General features: G+C 50.7%; 13 protein-coding genes. 3 read left to right on the top strand and 10 right to left on the bottom strand.

Features of this window, described 5'->3' with window-relative positions:
- Positions 1 to 21: 21 nt before the first annotated feature.
- The 5 genes from nspC to WMO65_RS14580 form a co-directional block, all read right to left on the bottom strand.
- Positions 22 to 1,146 carry a carboxynorspermidine decarboxylase gene (gene nspC, locus WMO65_RS14560; RefSeq protein ID WP_033142773.1) on the bottom strand — a complete coding sequence of 375 codons (1,125 nt, stop codon included), beginning with the start codon at positions 1,144 to 1,146 and terminating at the stop codon, positions 22 to 24.
- Between the two features lie 4 nt (positions 1,147 to 1,150).
- Positions 1,151 to 2,353 (bottom strand): saccharopine dehydrogenase family protein, encoded by a 1,203-nt coding sequence (locus WMO65_RS14565; protein ID WP_033142772.1) that lies wholly within the window; start codon positions 2,351 to 2,353, stop codon positions 1,151 to 1,153.
- 66 nt (positions 2,354 to 2,419) lie between these two features.
- The gene (gene speB / locus WMO65_RS14570; protein WP_148393471.1) at positions 2,420 to 3,271 is read right to left on the bottom strand and encodes an agmatinase; all 852 of its coding nucleotides are present in this window, start codon (positions 3,269 to 3,271) and stop codon (positions 2,420 to 2,422) included.
- Complete coding sequence (gene speE, locus WMO65_RS14575; RefSeq protein WP_118743534.1) at positions 3,261 to 4,112, bottom strand: polyamine aminopropyltransferase; 852 nt, start codon at positions 4,110 to 4,112, stop codon at positions 3,261 to 3,263. Before speE ends, speB begins: the two co-directional genes overlap by 11 nt.
- On the bottom strand, positions 4,112 to 5,572 hold the full coding sequence (locus WMO65_RS14580; RefSeq protein ID WP_033142770.1) for an aminotransferase class I/II-fold pyridoxal phosphate-dependent enzyme: 1,461 nt from the start codon (positions 5,570 to 5,572) through the stop codon (positions 4,112 to 4,114). The genes speE and WMO65_RS14580 overlap by 1 nt, the downstream gene beginning before the upstream one ends.
- Positions 5,573 to 6,192: 620 nt before the next feature.
- Here WMO65_RS14580 and WMO65_RS14585 point away from each other — a divergent pair.
- A complete protein-coding gene (locus WMO65_RS14585; protein ID WP_181014444.1) occupies positions 6,193 to 7,419 on the top strand; it encodes a 6-phosphofructokinase in 1,227 nt (408 codons plus the stop codon).
- 54 nt (positions 7,420 to 7,473) lie between these two features.
- Here the strand turns inward: WMO65_RS14585 and WMO65_RS14590 are convergent, their stop codons facing one another.
- The 3 genes from WMO65_RS14590 to WMO65_RS14600 all read right to left on the bottom strand — a co-directional run bounded on the left by WMO65_RS14590 (position 7,474) and on the right by WMO65_RS14600 (position 13,701).
- The gene (locus WMO65_RS14590; protein ID WP_033142769.1) at positions 7,474 to 8,097 is read right to left on the bottom strand and encodes a TetR/AcrR family transcriptional regulator; all 624 of its coding nucleotides are present in this window, start codon (positions 8,095 to 8,097) and stop codon (positions 7,474 to 7,476) included.
- Positions 8,078 to 12,088, bottom strand: coding sequence for an efflux RND transporter permease subunit (locus tag WMO65_RS14595; RefSeq protein ID WP_148393472.1), 4,011 nt, complete (start codon positions 12,086 to 12,088; stop codon positions 8,078 to 8,080). Before WMO65_RS14595 ends, WMO65_RS14590 begins: the two co-directional genes overlap by 20 nt.
- Positions 12,089 to 12,249: 161 nt before the next feature.
- A complete protein-coding gene (locus tag WMO65_RS14600) occupies positions 12,250 to 13,701 on the bottom strand; it encodes an O-antigen ligase family protein (RefSeq protein ID WP_148393473.1) in 1,452 nt (483 codons plus the stop codon).
- Positions 13,702 to 13,861: 160 nt separating this feature from the next.
- Here WMO65_RS14600 and srtB point away from each other — a divergent pair, with 160 nt between their 5' ends.
- Together srtB and WMO65_RS14610 are read left to right on the top strand one after the other, a co-directional pair.
- Positions 13,862 to 14,737, top strand: a complete 876-nt coding sequence (gene srtB, locus WMO65_RS14605; RefSeq protein WP_052099632.1) for a class B sortase — start codon at positions 13,862 to 13,864, stop codon at positions 14,735 to 14,737.
- A gap of 75 nt (positions 14,738 to 14,812) precedes the next feature.
- On the top strand, positions 14,813 to 15,532 hold the full coding sequence (locus WMO65_RS14610; protein ID WP_148393474.1) for a hypothetical protein: 720 nt from the start codon (positions 14,813 to 14,815) through the stop codon (positions 15,530 to 15,532).
- An 87-nt stretch (positions 15,533 to 15,619) separates the two neighbouring features.
- Here the strand turns inward: WMO65_RS14610 and WMO65_RS14615 are convergent, their stop codons facing one another.
- Positions 15,620 to 16,603 (bottom strand): ABC transporter ATP-binding protein, encoded by a 984-nt coding sequence (locus WMO65_RS14615; protein ID WP_054352864.1) that lies wholly within the window; start codon positions 16,601 to 16,603, stop codon positions 15,620 to 15,622.
- A gap of 1 nt (position 16,604) precedes the next feature.
- On the bottom strand, positions 16,605 to 17,579 hold the full coding sequence (locus WMO65_RS14620) for an ABC transporter ATP-binding protein (RefSeq protein ID WP_033142764.1): 975 nt from the start codon (positions 17,577 to 17,579) through the stop codon (positions 16,605 to 16,607).
- Position 17,580: the final 1 nt, after the last annotated feature.

The raw sequence follows: 17,580 nt of genomic DNA on the forward strand, positions 1-17,580 counted from the left end.
TATCATAATTTACTCTATTATTTACAACCGCATCTTAAAATCCTCATACCCAAACGCCTTCACCACCTCGCACTCCCCATGTTCCCGCTCCACAGCAATTGCGGGCAGACACATACCGTTAAAGGTATTATTCTTCACCATGGTATATATGGCCATATCGCCGAATTCCAGGCGTTCCCCCACTGACAGGGGATGGTCAAAGGAATAGGTTCCTATCACATCGCCGGCCAGACACGTCGGCCCGGCCAGACGATACGTGTATGGGTATTCCCCCGCCTCCCTGCTTCCGGCCAGAGGCGGTCTGTAGGGCATCTCCAGTACATCGGGCATATGGCAGGCAGCAGAGGCATCTAAAATGGCGATGCCGCCGTCCTGGGAAAAGGTATCCAGCACCTTTGTAAGAAGCACCCCCGCGTTTAATGCCACCGCCTCACCGGGTTCCAGATAGACGGTGACCCGGTATTTTTCCCGAATGTGCCGGATACATTCCTCCAAAAGCCCGATGTTGTAACCCGGTCTGGTAATATGGTGTCCGCCGCCGAAATTTACCCATTTCATCCGGTACAGATACTCACCGAACTTCTCCTCCACAGCATCCAGTGTTGTTTTCAAGTCATCTGCGTCCTGCTCGCAGAGTGTGTGAAAATGTATTCCCTCCACACCTTCCAGAAGCTCCGGCCGAAACCGTTCCCTCGTCACACCCAGTCGGGAACCGGGTGCACAGGGGTCATAGACGGCATGTCCCTCCTGCGTGGAACACTGGGGATTGATCCGTATCCCCATACTTTTTCCCGCGTCCAGCACCCGTTTCCCGTATTTTTCTATCTGCGCAAAAGAATTGAATACAATATGCCCGCAGTAAGAAAGGATCTCCTCAAACTCCTCCTCCTTATAGGCTGGGGAATAGATGTGGTTTTCCTTTCCCATCTCCTTCGCCCCCAGTCTTGCCTCGAAAAGTCCGCTGGCAGCCGTACCGCTCAAATAACTGCCGATCAGCGGATAGAGGCTGTACATGGAAAACGCCTTCTGTGCCAGCAGTATCCTGCACCCGGTCCGGTCCATGATTCCTTTTAAAAGGCGCAGGTTTTTCTCCAGATCCGGTAAGGAGACCAAATAGCACGGCGTGGGCAGTTCCTCCCGTCTCATAGGCCTACTCCACCAGGCAGGGGGTCTCATTTATCTGATACGGCAGCCCCCACTCCTTCAGTGCCTCCATAAACGGGTCCGGATCAAACTCCTCGATATTGTGCACACCTGGCTTGTTCCAGGTACCGGTCATAAGCATCATGGCACCGATCATGGCCGGCACTCCGGTGGTGTAGGACACTGCCTGGGAACCGGTCTCCTTATAACACTCCTGATGGTCACACACATTATAAATATACAGATGCTGTTCCTTCCCATTCTTTTTGCCTGTAAATATACAGCCGATATTAGTCTTGCCCTTTGTCCTGGGCCCCAGGGCCGCCGGGTCAGGAAGCACAGCTTTTAAAAACTGCAGCGGCACGATTTCCTTTCCCTCATACAGTATGGGTTCAATGGATGTCATTCCCACATTTTCCAGACATTTCAGATGTGTAAGATAACTCTCCCCGAAAGTCATGAAGAAACGTATCCTTTTGATCCCCGGAATATTCAGCGCAAGAGATTCCAGTTCCTCATGGTGGAGCAGATACATATCCTTTTCCCCCACTTCCGCGAAATTATATACCCGCTTGATCTCCATGGGTTCTGTCTCCACCCAGTGCCCGTCCTCCCAATAGGAGCCTTTGGCGGAAACCTCGCGGATGTTGATCTCCGGATTGAAATTGGTGGCAAAAGGATACCCATGGTCCCCGCCGTTACAGTCCAGAATATCAATATAGTTGATCTCATCAAAATAATGTTTCAGCGCATAAGCGGAGAATACTCCCGTGACACCCGGGTCAAATCCGCTCCCCAGCAGTGCGGTGATGCCGGCCTTCTCAAACTTTTCCCGGTAGGCCCACTGCCATTTGTATTCAAATTTCGCCGTATCTTCCGGTTCATAATTGGCAGTATCCACATAGTGAGTCCCGGTGGCCAGACAGGCCTCCATGATCGTCAGGTCCTGATAGGGAAGCGCCAGATTCAAAACCACCTGCGGTTTTTCCCTCTCGATCAGAGCTGTCAGCTCCGCCACATTGCCTGCATCCACCTGCGCGGTTGTGATCCTAGTCTTTGTCTTTCCCTCCAGTTCCGCCTTCAGGGCATCGCATTTTGACAGCGTCCTGCTTGCAATACAGACCTCGTCGAATACCCGGCTGTTCGCACAGCATTTACGGATCGCAACGCCTGCCACACCGCCGCAGCCGATCACCATTACTTTTCCCATATTCTTTTCCTCCTGTCATTTATTTTTTTGTAAACGTGAGATAGCTGTTCAATCATGTCTGCGCATTTACAGAGCAAGCAGCATCTCTCTCACGATTTTTCCTGCCGTAGCTGTGGATACACCGCTCTGGTCAAAAGGCGGACACAGCTCATTCACGTCACATGCTATAACCCGGCATTTTCCGCACACCAAAAGCACTGCCTGCAGAAGTTCCAAAAAGGTTACGCCTCCTGCCTCCGGAGTACCCGTTCCCGGAAATACGGAGGGGTCCAGCACATCCAGGTCCAGCGTAAAATACACCGGCTTTCCCGAAATTCTGTCAACTGCCCGGGAGATTCCCTTCAGATCAAAGGGATGCATGTTTACATGCCCTTTTTCTGCCCACAGAAATTCTTCCCGGTCACCGGAACGAATGCCGAACTGAAAAATGCGGTCATCCCCCACCAATTCCCAGCAGCGCCTCAGCACACAGGCATGGGAGAGCTCTACCCCCAGATAATCCTGCCGCAGATCCGCATGAGCGTCAAAATGCACGATACAGAGGTCAGGATACTTCTTTGCTGCTGCCCGCACACTTCCCAGGGTCACCAAATGTTCCCCGCCGATCATAAAGGGCAGCTTGCCGTCTCTCAAAATCTCCCCTGCCCGGTCCTCAATCTGGTAAAGCACCCGGGCGGTATCCCCGATGGGAAGCTCCAGATCCCCGCTGTCAAATATTTTAAAATCTGTCAGGTCTTTTTTCTGATAAGGACTGTATGTCTCAAGGCCATAGGATTCATTCCGGATGGCCTGGCTTCCAAACCGGGTTCCCGGCCTGAAGGATGTGGTGGAGTCAAAAGGCGCTCCGAATATGACAATACGCGACTCCTCATATTCCCCGCCGCATCCGATAAAATTCACAATATTTTTACTCAACATCTTTCAGCATCTCCTCCACATAAGCCGGCAGGGCAAAAACTCCCGCATGAAGCCTGGGCAGATAATATCTGGTGTGTATCCCCAGAAGTTTCCATCTGACCCCATCCAGGTCGTCCACCGGATGATATTTCTTTGAAGCAAAACCAAACAGCCAGTGTCCCGAGGGGTAGGAGGGAATATGGGCCTGGTAAACCCTGCTCACCGGAAAGGACTCCACGATCCGCTTGTGCATTCTGAGACACCAGAAAGCCTCCTCATCGTAAAAGGGGCTCTCGTGCTGGTTGATCATGATCCCATCCTCATGAAGTGCGTTAAAACAGTTCCCGTAAAACTCTTTTGTGAACAGCCCCTCTGCCGCCCCGAAAGGATTGGGGGAGTCAATAATGATCAGATCATAGGCATCTGAACGGCTGCGGATGAATTTCAGTCCGTCCTCATGATAGATATTCACTCTCCTGTCATTTAAACTGCAGGCCATCTGCGGAAAATACCTTCTGCAGACTTCCACCAGAAGCGGGTCTGCCTCCACCACGTCAATCTGCTCTACATCCTCATATTTGACCAGCTCCCGGACAACGCCGCCGTCACCGCCGCCGATGACAAGGATCTGCTTCACATCGGGATGGACCGCCATGGGTACATGACTTATCATTTCATGGTATATGAATTCATCCTTTTCCGTCAGAGCCAGATCCCCGTCCACCACCAGTATCTTCCCGAATTCCCTGGAGCTTAACACGTCCAGACGCTGAAGCTCACTGTTGGCGGAAAAGAGCTGTTCATCCACCCGGATGGATAATTTTACATTGGGTGTATGTACATCCGAAAACCACATTTCCATCATACAGCCCCTCCTTTCAGCACATTGAGACGCCGGATGCCCGCATCCTCAGGCCCTGTCATGGAACAACCTTTTTCCTTTGCATAGACGATATAGTCTAAAATATCCTCTGTGATCTCTTCCCCGGGGGCCAGGATCGGGATTCCCGGCGGGTAACACATGACAAACTCACTGCATATCCTTCCGGCCGTCTCTTCCAAAGGCAGGGATTCTTTCGGCGCATAGAAGGCCTCCTGGGGTGTTGCCACTACTTTTGGGTCTATATACTCCTGGGTCAGCATGCCTGCGCGGTCCTTTTTATACCGCCGCTTTACCTCTGCAAGTGCGCTCACCAAACGTTCCACCTCCTGTCTGCGGTCCCCGATAGACAGGTAAGCCAGAATATTGCCGATGTCGCCAAACTCGATCTGGATGTCATATTCATCCCGCAGAATGTCATAGACCTCAATCCCGGCCAGCCCAATCTCCAGCGTATGCACAGAGAGCTTGGTGCGGTCAAAGGCAAAGATACTGTTTCCGTTTACCAGTTCTTCGGAAAAAGCATAATAGCCGCCGATATTGTTGATCTCCTCCCGGGCGTATTCCGCCAGACCGATAACCTTTTCAAACTCCCGGCGCCCGCGAAGAGCCAGATTTCTCCTGGAAATGTCCAGGCTTGAGAGCAGCAGGTAGGAGCCGCTTGTGGTCTGGGTCAGATTGATGATCTGCCGTACATGCCCCACACTGACTCCCGGCCCTGTCAAAAGAAAAGAGCTCTGCGTCAGGCTCCCCCCTGACTTGTGCATACTCACTGCTGCAATATCAGCCCCGGCAGCCATGGCGGACACGGGAAGCCCCTCCCCGAAGTAAAAGTGTGTCCCGTGGGCTTCATCTGCCAGCACAAGCATACCGTGCTCATGTGCCAGCTTTACGATGGAACGCAGGTCGGAACAGACACCGTAATACGTGGGGTTATTTACAAACACTGCCACTGCATCCGGATTGTTCCGAATCGCCGCCTCCACCTGCTCCAGGCGCATCCCCAGAGAGATTCCCAGCCTGCAGTCCACATCGGGATTCACGTATATCGGCTGCGCGCCGCAGAGGACCAGGGCATTGATGGCGCTTCTGTGTACATTTCTGGGCATGATGATCTTATCTCCCCGCTTGCAGCAGGACAGAACCATGCTCTGCACAGAGGATGTGGTACCTCCCACCATGAGAAACGCGTGGGCCGCGCCGAAAGCCTCCGCCGCCAGCTCCTCCGCCTCACGGATCACAGAGACCGGATGGCAGAGATTATCAAGAGGCTTCATGGAATTAACATCAATCCCCACACATTTTTCTCCCAGAAGCTCCACAAGTTCCGGGTTTCCTTTTCCGTGCTTATGTCCCGGAACATCAAAGGGCACGACCCGCATTTTTCTGAAACGTTCCAACGCCTCATAAATAGGCGCCCGTTCCTGCTTTAATTCTGACATGTTCGACCTCCTTTTCCGATTCCTGCCTGCACACGGGTGTGCTGTATGTATATACACAAAAAAAGCAAGCAGGACCGTATACATTGTCCTTTGCTTGCTTCTGTTCATCATTATTATAGAACTCCACCGTCCCCCCGTCTGCACCGGGTCTCAAATAAGCCCCTACCCGGGTGAACATGGCTGTTATTCTTTTTCACAAAAACAGATATGGTTTAGAGTCTATATAGCAAATATTTATACTTTTAATACTCTTATTGACCGTTTCACAAGTTTGACGTTTTGTATACGCACTAGTTATAAAGTAACCAACTTATAAAATTTGAGCTTCTAACTCAATCAATAAGGCAATTAAATTGCCGGAAATATTTGCATGGAAATCTTCACCTTTATCTGTCTTCCATACATGCCATACTTTACCACAGCTTTATCAAAATAGCAAGAAAAAATTTAGACAACGCCTGCAAATTTCTGTTTTCACCCCCGGATATCTGTGGTATGATATATTTGTAGCAAAATTTCTGATTCGTAAGGAAAGGAGGGTATAATTGCCGGAATATTGATGACTGTTCAGACCTGCTGGACAGTGACAAATACTGCAGTTATACAGAGAATACAGAATTATGGAAATGAAAAATATGATCGTCGGCCAGTCCGGCGGCCCTACTGCTGCCATTAACAGCAGCCTGTACGGTGTGGTATCGGAGGGACTTCGCCAGAAAGAATTTATCGGACGTGTCTATGGAATGGTAAACGGAATTGAGGGGTTTTTGGAGGGCCATATCCTGGACTTTGAGGACGCACTTCCCGGCGGCACATTGGAAGGGCTGAAAACCACCCCCGGTGCTTACCTGGGATCCTGCCGTTATAAACTGCCGGAAGATTTGTCCGACCCGGTCTATCCTGAGCTGTTTGCCAAGTTTGAGGAGCTGCAGATAGGCTATGTCTTCTACATCGGAGGCAATGACTCCATGGATACTGTGAGCAAGCTCTCCCGCTATGCCGCCTCCGCAGGCAGCGAGATCCGTTTTATCGGAGAGCCGAAGACTGTGGACAATGACCTGGTCCTCACAGACCACACCCCCGGGTTTGGAAGCGCTGCCAGATATGTGGCCTCCACTGTGCGGGAAATCGTCATTGACGCCAATGTTTATGAGAAAAAATCAGTGACCATCATAGAGATCATGGGACGCCACGCCGGCTGGCTCACAGCCGCTTCCGCCCTGGCAAGAAAATATAAAGGGGACAATCCACTGCTCATCTACCTGCCGGAGACAGCCTTTGACCAGGAAGCCTTCCTCAAAAAAGTGGAAGAATGCTTTGAAAAGACGCCCAATGTCATTGTATGCGTTTCTGAGGGCATCCATGATGACAAGGGAACCTTTATCTGTGAATACGACAACCATGTAGGCACCGACACCTTTGGCCATAAAATGCTGGCCGGATGCGGCAAATACCTGGAGAACCTGGTGAGAAACCGCCTGGGTGTCAAGGCTCGCTCCGTAGAGCTGAATGTAAGCCAGCGCTGTTCCTCCTCCATGATGTCCCAGGCAGACCAAAAAGAAGCCGTCATGGCCGGTGAATTCGGCGTCCGCGCTGCACTCAAAGGATATACAGGGAAAATGGTGGCATACAAAAGGACATGCAACCTGCCTTACGCTATCACCTTGGGACTTGAGGATGTAAATGAAATCTGCAACAAGGAAAAAACCGTTCCCCTTGCATGGATCACCGGGGATGGTTCAGACGTAAGCGATGATTTCATCATTTATGCCCTTCCCCTCATTCAGGGAACGGTTGAGGTACCCACAGGTACAGACGGCCTGCCCGCATTTGTATATAGAAAATAAAATCTTTCATACCAAGAGAGAGGGAATCCCGCTTACCGCCGGATCCCCTCTCTCTTATTTCTGTTCTTCGCTGCTGCTGAAAGCCAGCAGAATATTTCTCTGTAAAAATTCTTTCGTCTGCTCTCTCGGAACCTCCTCTGTCTCCAGTCCCTCAAGCAGGTATACAAAATAACTCATAAATCCGGCCATCAATACCATGGTCACAAATGTTTCCGGCATCTTTACAGGGATGGTCCCTTCCTGCTTTCCCTGTTCCATGAGAATGCGGAGCACATTCTCCACCTGGCACTGGGGGCCGCCGAATTTTGTAAATTCCCTGTACAGATTCTCCTTCATTCTGCACTCCTGCCCCTGCAGACGCATAAGCTGTGTGCTGCATCTGCTCTCACTCATCTCTGTCTCGATGAAATCCAGCACTGCCATAATCTGTCCCTTCAGGCTTCCGGTCGTTCGGAGTATCTCCATAATTTTCTGAAACATTTTCTCCCCGGACCAGATGATGGCTTTTGCCACCATCTCCTCCTTACTGGAAAAGTATTCATACGCCGTGCCTTTTCCGATCCCGGCCCGGTTGGTAATATCAGATACTTTAATGGAGTGAATGTCCGCATCTTCCTCTATCAGGTCGATGACCGCCTGAAAAAGAGCCAGTTCCTTCTCACTGAGCTTCTCCTTCATCCACTAATCTCTCCTCATCCTTTTTATAATGACGGCGGTTCAGTATATCATAGATACACGGCACCACAAACAGGGTCAGCAGTGTACCGTAGATCAAACCTCCGATCGTGACGATTGCCATGGGCTGCACCATATCCGCACCCATACCCATGCCCATAGCCATAGTGACAAGGCCGAGGATGGTGGTGAGCGCTGTCATTACAATGGGGCGCAGACGGGCACGGCCGGCTTCCTCGATCGCCGCCCTCTTTTCCATGCCGTCCTTGCGGAGCTGATTGATGTAATCCACAAGCACGATACCATTGTTTACAATGATGCCCGACAGCATGACAAATCCAACCATTGCCACAATGCTGACCGGCTTGTTGCTGACAAGAAGGCCCAGGAAACCGCCTGTAAATGCCAGTGGAATGGTGAACATGATAATGAACGGAGAGAGCAGGGACTGGAACTGTGCCACCATGATCAGGTACATGAACACAAGCGCCAGCGCCAGCATCTGAAGGAGCTGCCCCATGGCCTCATTGATGCTCTCGTCCTCACCTTTCATTTCAACTGTGTACCCCTCCGGTATGGTGTATTTGTCAAGGATCTTCTGTACATCCTGGCTTACAAGCCCGATGTTATAACCGGACGCGATCTCCGCTGTCACGGACATATAGCGTGACTGTCCGTCCCTGTTGATCGCCTGGGGGCTTACGGAATCCTCAAAGTCGGCGATATCCCCCACTTTTATCTCCTCTGTCTCCCCTTCCGCATTGGTAGTCTGGATGGTTATGTCCGCGATCTGTTCCCTTGTGAGGGATTCATCCTTCTCGCTTCTGACATATACGTCGTAATCCTTGGTTGCTGTGGAGATAGTGGTGGCACTTGTGGCCTCAGCGATCTTCTTATTTATCTCCTGGAACACCTGTGCCACAGTCAGGCCGTGCCGCATGGCTTTTGATTTATCCACAACCACCTTGTACTGGGAGTCTGTCTCCTCCAAGCCGTCACTGACATTCTGGGTGCCCTCCACTTTTTCAATCTTGCCGGCCAGGTCTGTGGCAATCTCCTGGAGCTGTTCCAGGTCTTTTCCCTTGATCTCTATCTGTATACCGCTGCCGCCGAGGGCGCTCATATCCATATTGGAAGTGGAAACCACCACCTCACAGCCCTCTACATCCTTGGTTCTTTTCAGTATTTCTTTCTCAAGCTGTCCGTTGTCCAGCTTCTTATCTTCCTTCAGCACCAGGTACATGGTGACTTCATTGGTGGAGCTTCCGCCCATAGACATGGAGGAGCCTCCGGCCATGGCTCCGATGGTCTCAATATCATCTATATCGGAAATTTTTTCAATGACCTCATCTGCTTTCGCCGCAGTCTCCTTCAGCGGCGTTCCCTTATCCGTGGTCACAGTCATGCTTGCCTGTGTGCTCTCCATGGACGGGAAAAATTCTGTACCCTTGCGCACGGACAGGTACATGCTTCCCAGAAACAAAACCAGGGCTCCCAAAAGCACCCAGGCTTTGTGCGTCAGTGTCTTATGGATCATACGACCGTAAAAGTTCTGTACCTTATCCAGAAACTTTGACGGCTTTGCCTCCGCCCGCTTTAAAAGTCCGGCGGACATCATGGGCACCAGTGTCAGCGCCACGACAAGGCTGGCCACCAGGGAATAGAAGATGGTCAGACCCATATCCACAAAGAGCTGACGGGTAATTCCCTCTGTAAATACAATAGGCGCAAATACGCACACCGTTGTCAAAGTGGAGGAGACGATGGCTCCCGCCACCTGCTTCGCGCCCTCCACAGCAGCTTTTCTGGCAGGTATTCCCAGGCTTCGCATGCGGTATATATTCTCTATAACAACAATGGAGTTATCCACCAGCATACCGACACCAAGGGCAAGTCCTGAGAGGGAAATAATATTAAGCGTAACTCCTGAGAAATACATGAGCACCAGAGCTGCCACCACACTGATGGGGATGGAGCAGGCAATGACAAAAGTAGGCTTAATATCCCGCAGGAATAAAAACAGCACCAGGATTGCCAGAATACCGCCGTACAGCATATTCTGCAGAACAGAATTAACAACCATATCAATATAAATACCCTGATTCATCAGCGTTGTAAAATGCAGACCGTTGTTTTCCTTTTCCAGTTCATCCATACGCTCCAGAATCTTATCTGCCACATCCCCCGTGGAATATCCGGTCTGCTTCTCTATGGAGAGCATCACGCCGGGGTTGCCGTTGATCTTGGCATACACGTCTGCGGAGTTATCGGTAACGCTGATATCAGCCACATCAGACAGACGGATGGATGCAAGTCCGTCCAGCTTCAGATCCAGAAGGACCAGATCCCCCAGACTGTCCACATCCTGCACCTTATCTCCTACTCTGACCAGATACTCCTTGTTGTCCTCCGTCACGTAGCCTGCAGGCATGGCAAAGTTCTCTGCCGTGAGGATACCCTTAACCATATCAGATGTCAGGATCGTATTTAAGTCCGCTTTGTCCTGCGCCTGTTCCTTCGCCTCATCTAACTGTTCCCTGCCTGAGTCAAGCTGGGACTGGGCTGCCTCCAACTGGGCCGTTCCCATGGCAATCTTGGAAGAAGCGGAACTGAGCTGAATGGAGGCCATGATCTTCTGGGTCTCAAGCTGGATCTGAGCTGCGCTCATCTGGGACTGTCCTGCCTCGATCTGGGCCTTTGCCTCCTGCAGCTTTTGTATCCCTGCGCTTAACTGGGCCTGGCCCTCTGCAAGCTGGGCTTTTGCCCCTGCGATTTCCTGCAGTCCTTTGTTAGCGGCATCCAGCCCTTTATCCACTACCTCAACAGGGTCAAGCTTGGAAAGCTGCTCATTCAGAGCGGCAAGCTGCTGCTCCATCTCCGCCTTTTTGTTCTCCATCTCCTCTTTGGCTGCTGTGAGCTGGGCAATGGCCTGCTGCCATTCCTCATCTGTCATACTGTCAGGTTTTTCAGGTGTCAGGGCACTCAGCTGTTCTTCCAGCTCTTCTATCTGCCCCTGAATCGCCGCAATCCCTTCCTCCAGCTTCTGGCTCCCCTCCTGGGCCTCCAGGAGTTTATTCTTTGCCTCTGTCAGCTTTTCCACAGTCAGGTTCAGGCCTTCCTCTGTGGCCTGCAGCAGCTTGGACTGACTGTCAAGCTCTGTCTGTTTGCTCTCCAGGTTCTGAAGCTGCATATCCACCTCAGCCGCACTTTTCGTCAGTTCACTCTGGGCCTGGGAGAGCTGTCCGCTTCCCTCCCCAATCTGGGAGGCCGCTTCATTCTGGCCGTTTTCCAGTTCACTCTGACCGCTTTCCAGCTCACTTTTTCCGGAATCCAGCTCTGCCTGGGCATCATTGAGCTTCTGCTCCTCCTCGGCGAACTTGCCGTTTATGGCATCCTGAACCTTACGGTTCATGGCATCCAGCTTCTCCTGGTTGATCCGCACCTCAACACTCTCGGTGACGCCGCCGCTTTGGGAAACCCTGGCAACCCCATCTATGCTCTCGATATTGGGCTGTACATTATCTTCTATGTAATCGGTAAGCTCCGCAGCCGTAAGGCCATCCACATCCACGGCTGCCACCAGGACCGGAAGCATATCCGGGTTCAGCTTCATAATAATAGGATTGCTCACCGAGTCATCCCAGTACCCTTTGATCTGATCCAGATTCTCCCGCATCTCCAGTGACACGGAATCCATATTGGTGGTCTCCTCAAACTCCAGGATCACCATGGATACATTTTCCCTGGAAACAGAGCTTACATTCTTGATATTGCTGACTGTTGCCATACTCTGTTCAATAGGCTTTGTAACAGTCTCCTCCACCGATTCGGGGCTGGCTCCCACATAGGTGGTCATTACAATTGCATAGGGCAGATTCATGCTGGGCAGCAGATCCGTGTTCATCTTCGTCACAGACACCACGCCCAAAAGAATCACCAGCACCACCGCCACAATGACGGTATAGGGCTTTTTCACACTAAAACGCGATAACATTTGAAGTCCTCCTGTATTTTTGATCGGCCGACCGACTGACCGGTCAGTCTAATGTAAAAATTATATGTCTTTCCAGTAGGTGTGTCAACAAATCTATTTATTAAAGTTGCATAAACTTCCAAATATATTACGGTTCACGGCATGCCCGGCAGCCTGAATATTCAGACATCTTTCCGGGACAGGCCCACGCAGAGGCCTGCCAGCAGAAAATAAAAAGGTGTGGTCACCGGCTGAAGGATTCCGATGAACCCCTGAAGAAACATACAGAGAAAGGGAATCAGCCAGGGATATATCTCCTCTCTTCTGTTTTTCCACACCGCGCGGCATACACCGGCAAAACACCCCGCCCAGGCGGCTGTCCCGAAGATTCCGGTGGTAAGGAGCAGATGCAGGAGATCATTGTGGGCACTGTCGTAAATCTGCCCCGTCTTTTCTACCATCTCTCCGCTGCTTGTCTGCATCATGAGAAGTTTCAGTGTATCAGGTCCGTATCCGAACAGCTTCCGCACAGGCGGCGCCTCCAAAAAAAGCTCCCAGGTCCGTTTCCAGATATATCCCCGGTTACTGCCCCAAAAGTCCGTGACCCGAAGAAAACCCGGTCCCCGCAGCACCCCTGCGTTCACCAGCCCGAAAGCAAGTCCCCCTATCGCCGCCACCCCGCCCAGGCAAAGCATATAATAACGGTGCACTCCGGCTGCCGCCTGTTTCCACCAATCCTCTTTCAGGCCCCATCTCACTGCCGCGTACAGACAGGCAGATAACACCAGTCCCGCTGCCGCTGTCTGCCAGGATGCCAGGTATCCGGGCAGTGCCGTATAGCTGCAGACTGCCCTTTTCCCCAGAAGCCAGGCTGCAAAGCAGGCCGCAGAAAAGGCAGCCCCTGTCTGTGTGATCCTGTACAGATATATCTTACTTTTGTAAAAGGCTGCGGGCAGGAAAAGGAATCCGGCGAAAACTCCCAGAAAGCCCCCGTCACTGTTTCCTGCGAACAATCCCAGAAATCCTATAAAACAGACAGCCAGAACCTCCCGCTCCCCGCCCAGGCAGAATCCCGCCATAGCGGAAACCGCCAGCAGTGCGCAGAACCCGGAAAAAATGTTGCTGTACCCAATGGTGGAAAGATAGGCTCCTGTAAGCCCCTCAGGAACGTGTTCCAGAAACCCCCAGAAATCCACGCCCGCAAAGTGCAGAATCCCTACCGCTGCGGTCACTGCCCCGATGGTATAGAATATAAGGGAAAAGAAGGATAGGTCGCAGCAGTTCCTTGATACCAGCAGATAACACAGGCACATACACACATACAGCAGGGCTCCCGCCCATCTCCCTCCGCTTCCCGTAAAGGATGCCATCCCGTAAGGAGACAGGACCGAGGATACCAGCACCGCTGCCCCCAGAGACAAGAAGCAGATATCCGCCGTCTCCGCCTTCCGGTTTCCTCTTTGCCCCATAAACGCTGTCACACACCAAAAAACGGCCGCGGCAATGGTAACCGCAATAAAAAAACAGCTTTTTGACTTCTGTATATTATAATAATAATCTGTAAAGAACAGCGGAAACACGCCCGCCACCAGACAGATGTAAACCTTTCTTCCTTTTTCGCAAAGTTCGCTCATAGTCTTCCTCCCACAACATTTAGATATATTATATCAAAAAAAGCGAAAACAAGAAAGATTATTCGTCATTTTAACCATTTCTTCCTTTACTTATTTTCATATCATGGTATAATGATATTTATAAGTGCAATACCAACAAATATATGGGGGCACAGAAAGCATGAACAGAAACAGCAAATGGTTCCGTATTTTATTTCTGGTGATCGCAGCTATATTTGTGATCAGCACCTGTGCTTTTGTGAACACAAAGGTTCAGGACGCAAAAGCGCAGAAGGAATATGAACGGCTGCAGGAACTGGCACGAAAGCAGCAGGAGGAAGAGGACAAAAAAGCAGAAGAGGAAATGAAACGGCAGGAAGAGGAAGAAGCACAGCGGGCTAAAAAAGCTGCGGAGGAGGAAGCCGCAAGGCAGGCAGCTCTTGAAAAAGAAAAGAAAAGGAAATCCTTCCCCATTGATTTTGAAGGGCTGAGAGAACAGAATGAAGATATCTTTGCCTGGATCACCATTCCCGATACCGTCATAGACTATCCGCTCCTATGCCATCCGTCAGACGATACCTACTATCTCAACCACGACCCGGCAGGTAATCAGGTACAGCCCGGCGCCATTTTCATTGAGAGCATCAACAGCCTGGATATGAGTGATTCCAACACCATTCTCTATGGACATAACCAGCGAGATCAGTCCATGTTCGGCTCTCTCCATCAGTATGAAGATCAGGCTTATTTTGATACGCATCCCACGATTCTTATCTATACAAAAGATTATAAACTGCTTACATATACTGTCTTTAACTGCGGACAGATTGATGACAGCCATATTCTGGGGGAACCCAGCATGAACGGGGATACCGCTTTATTCCAGTCCTATCTGGACAATATAAAGAGCGGTACCATGCCGAAACAGCATCTGCGAAAAGATGTACAGGTAACTTCTGCGGATAAGATCATTACCCTGTCTACATGCGAAAACGGAGGACAAAATGACAGGCGTTTTATTGTACAGGCAGTGCTCACTTCCAGCGAGGATTACTGAGACACAGCCGTCAGGGGGAATATAAAGCAGCACGGCTTTATATAATATTTCTACTTTGAAAGGAGATTTAAAAAGATGAAGATGAAAAAGTTATTGGCTGTAGTGACTGCAGCAGTGCTGACCATGGCAACCGCCATGACCGCTTACGCCGCGCCTGTTGCCAGCGGAGGGGATGTATCAAAAGAAGACCCTGATGATGACGGCCTGACACCGGAGGAAGAAGAGTTCCTCAAAAAGGCTGCAACTGACAAAGTATCTGCTGTGGGGGAAAACGGCACTTCTCTTGTCACCATCGCCCTGGATTACAACAAAGTGGATGAAGATGTGGTAAAAGAGTTATCGAAACAGATCGACACAAGCAAAGCTCCCGGAAAGCTGGTCGGCTTATATGAAGTAGGCGTTGCAACTGCAGCCGGCGAAGAATACAGCGGCAAAGTTACTCTGACCTTTAAAGTTGACGGTGTAAAACCAGGTGATACCGTGACCGTGGTTCATTATCTCACAGATGCGGACGGAAACCTGACCGGAGAAATTGAATATATTAAGCCGGACAGTGTGGGCAACGGAACCGTGACAGCCACCTTCACAAGCCTTTCTCCAATCGGTATTGTGGTACAGGTTGCAAAAGCAGAAAAAACTCCGGTCAAAACAACAGCAGCCAAAACAAAGAAGACAACCACTGCTGCCAAAAAATCCCCGAAGACAGGAAACGAGGACTACACCATGATCATGCTCCTCTCTGCAGCAGCACTTGGCGTAATGACCGCAGTTTCAAAAAAGGGTAAAAAAGCCTGATTGACAAAATCCTTCTTATAAAATACAGAGACAGCCCCGGCAGCGAATCCGCCGGGGCTGTCTCTGTATTTTATAGGAAGGATTTTATTATTTGTCATAGAGATGACAGGCGACCATATGTCCGTTTCCATTATCCTTTAATTCCGGGATCACCGTATCGCACCCTTCTGTCTTCTTAAAGCAGCGGGAACAGAAGCGGCAGCCTGCCGGAGGATTTATGGGTGTGGGAACATCTCCTGTCAGGATGATCCTCTCTTTTTTCTTTGTAATATCCGTGGAGGGGATGGCTGACAGCAGTGCCTGTGTGTAAGGGTTCAGCGGGTTATCATAGATCTCACGCTTATCTGCCACCTCCATCAGCTTGCCCAGGTACATAACGCCAACCCGGTCGCTGATGTGTTTCACCACATTCAGTCCGTGGGCGATGAACAGATAGGTAAGGCCGAACTCCTCCTTTAAGTCATCCAGCAGGTTCAGTACCTGTGCCTGAATGGATACGTCCAGCGCGGATACCGGCTCATCACAGACGATCAGCTTGGGCTGTACAGCCAGCGCACGGGCAATGCCCACCCTCTGCCTCTGTCCGCCTGAGAACTCATGGGGATAACGGTTTCTCTGGTGGTTTGCAAGGCCTACACAGTTCATGAGATATGTAACCCTGTCCTCCACCTGGTCATCCGGCATCAGTTTGTTGATGCGGATCGGCTCTCCGATAATATCCCCCACTGTCATACGGGGATTTAAGGATGCATAGGGGTCCTGGAAAATGAGCTGAATATCCTTACAGTATTTCCGCCTCTCCTTTGTGGAGAGCTTGGAGATATCCTTTCCGTCGTACAGGATCTCACCGGCGGTTGGTTTGTACAGATCCACCAGCATTTTGCCGATGGTGGATTTGCCGCAGCCGGACTCTCCTACCAGGCCCAGGGCCTCACCTTTATATATTTTAAATGATACATCGTCCACAGCTTTTAAAACAGCGGTGGGTTTTCCGAAGAAATTTGTCTCCACATCGAAATACTTTTTCAGGTGTTTTACCTCCAAAAGGACTTCTTTCTTCTCTTCACTCATCTTACTCACCCTCCACTTCGTCGCTTACCAGGAAGCATCTTACTTTTCTTCCATCCTCTGTGACGGACAGCTTCGGCATATGCTCTCTACACTTTTCCATGCATTTGTCACAGCGGTCTGCAAAGGAACATCCCTTTGGCAGATGGATGGGATCCGGTACGATACCTTTGATCATATAAAGCCGCTCTCTGTCCTCATCCATTTTCGGGATGGAATCCAGAAGCCCCTGTGTATAGGGGTGCAGAGGTTTCGTGAAAAGCTGCTCCACGGTTGCCTGCTCCACTACACGGCCGCAGTACATAACCACTACTTTGTCTGCAGTCTCAGCCACAACACCCAGATCATGGGTGATCAGCAGCACTGCCATACCCAGCTTTTCCCTCAGTCGGTTGATCAGATCCAGGATCTGTGCCTGGATGGTCACGTCAAGGGCTGTTGTAGGCTCATCCGCGATCAGCAGCTCCGGGTCACAGGCCAGTGCCATGGCGATCATGACACGCTGGCGCATACCTCCTGACATCTGATGGGGATAGTCGTTCACGCGCTGTTCCGGCGCAGGAATCCCTACCAGATCCAGCATTTCAATGGCTCTTTTAAGAGCCTCCTTTTTGTTCATGGTGGTGTGGGTCAGAATTGTCTCCATGATCTGGTCTTTGACTCTGTACACCGGGTTTAAGGAGGTCATTGGCTCCTGGAAGATCATGGAGATCTTGTCCCCGCGGACAGCCTGCATCTCCTTTGTGCTCTTCTTTAACAGGTTCTCACCGTTAAACAGGATCTCTCCCCCTGCCACACGGCCCGGATCACGGATCAGGCCCATAACGGAGAGGGAGGTAACACTTTTTCCGGAACCGGACTCTCCCACAACTGCCAGGATCTCTCCCTTGTCCACTTCAAAGCTGACACCGTTTACCGCCTTGACCGTACCTCTTTTTACTTTAAATTCTGTCTCCAGATCTTTTACTTCCAACAACATG

This window comes from Blautia caccae (assembly GCF_040095955.1).
GTDB lineage: Bacteria > Bacillota > Clostridia > Lachnospirales > Lachnospiraceae > Blautia > Blautia celeris.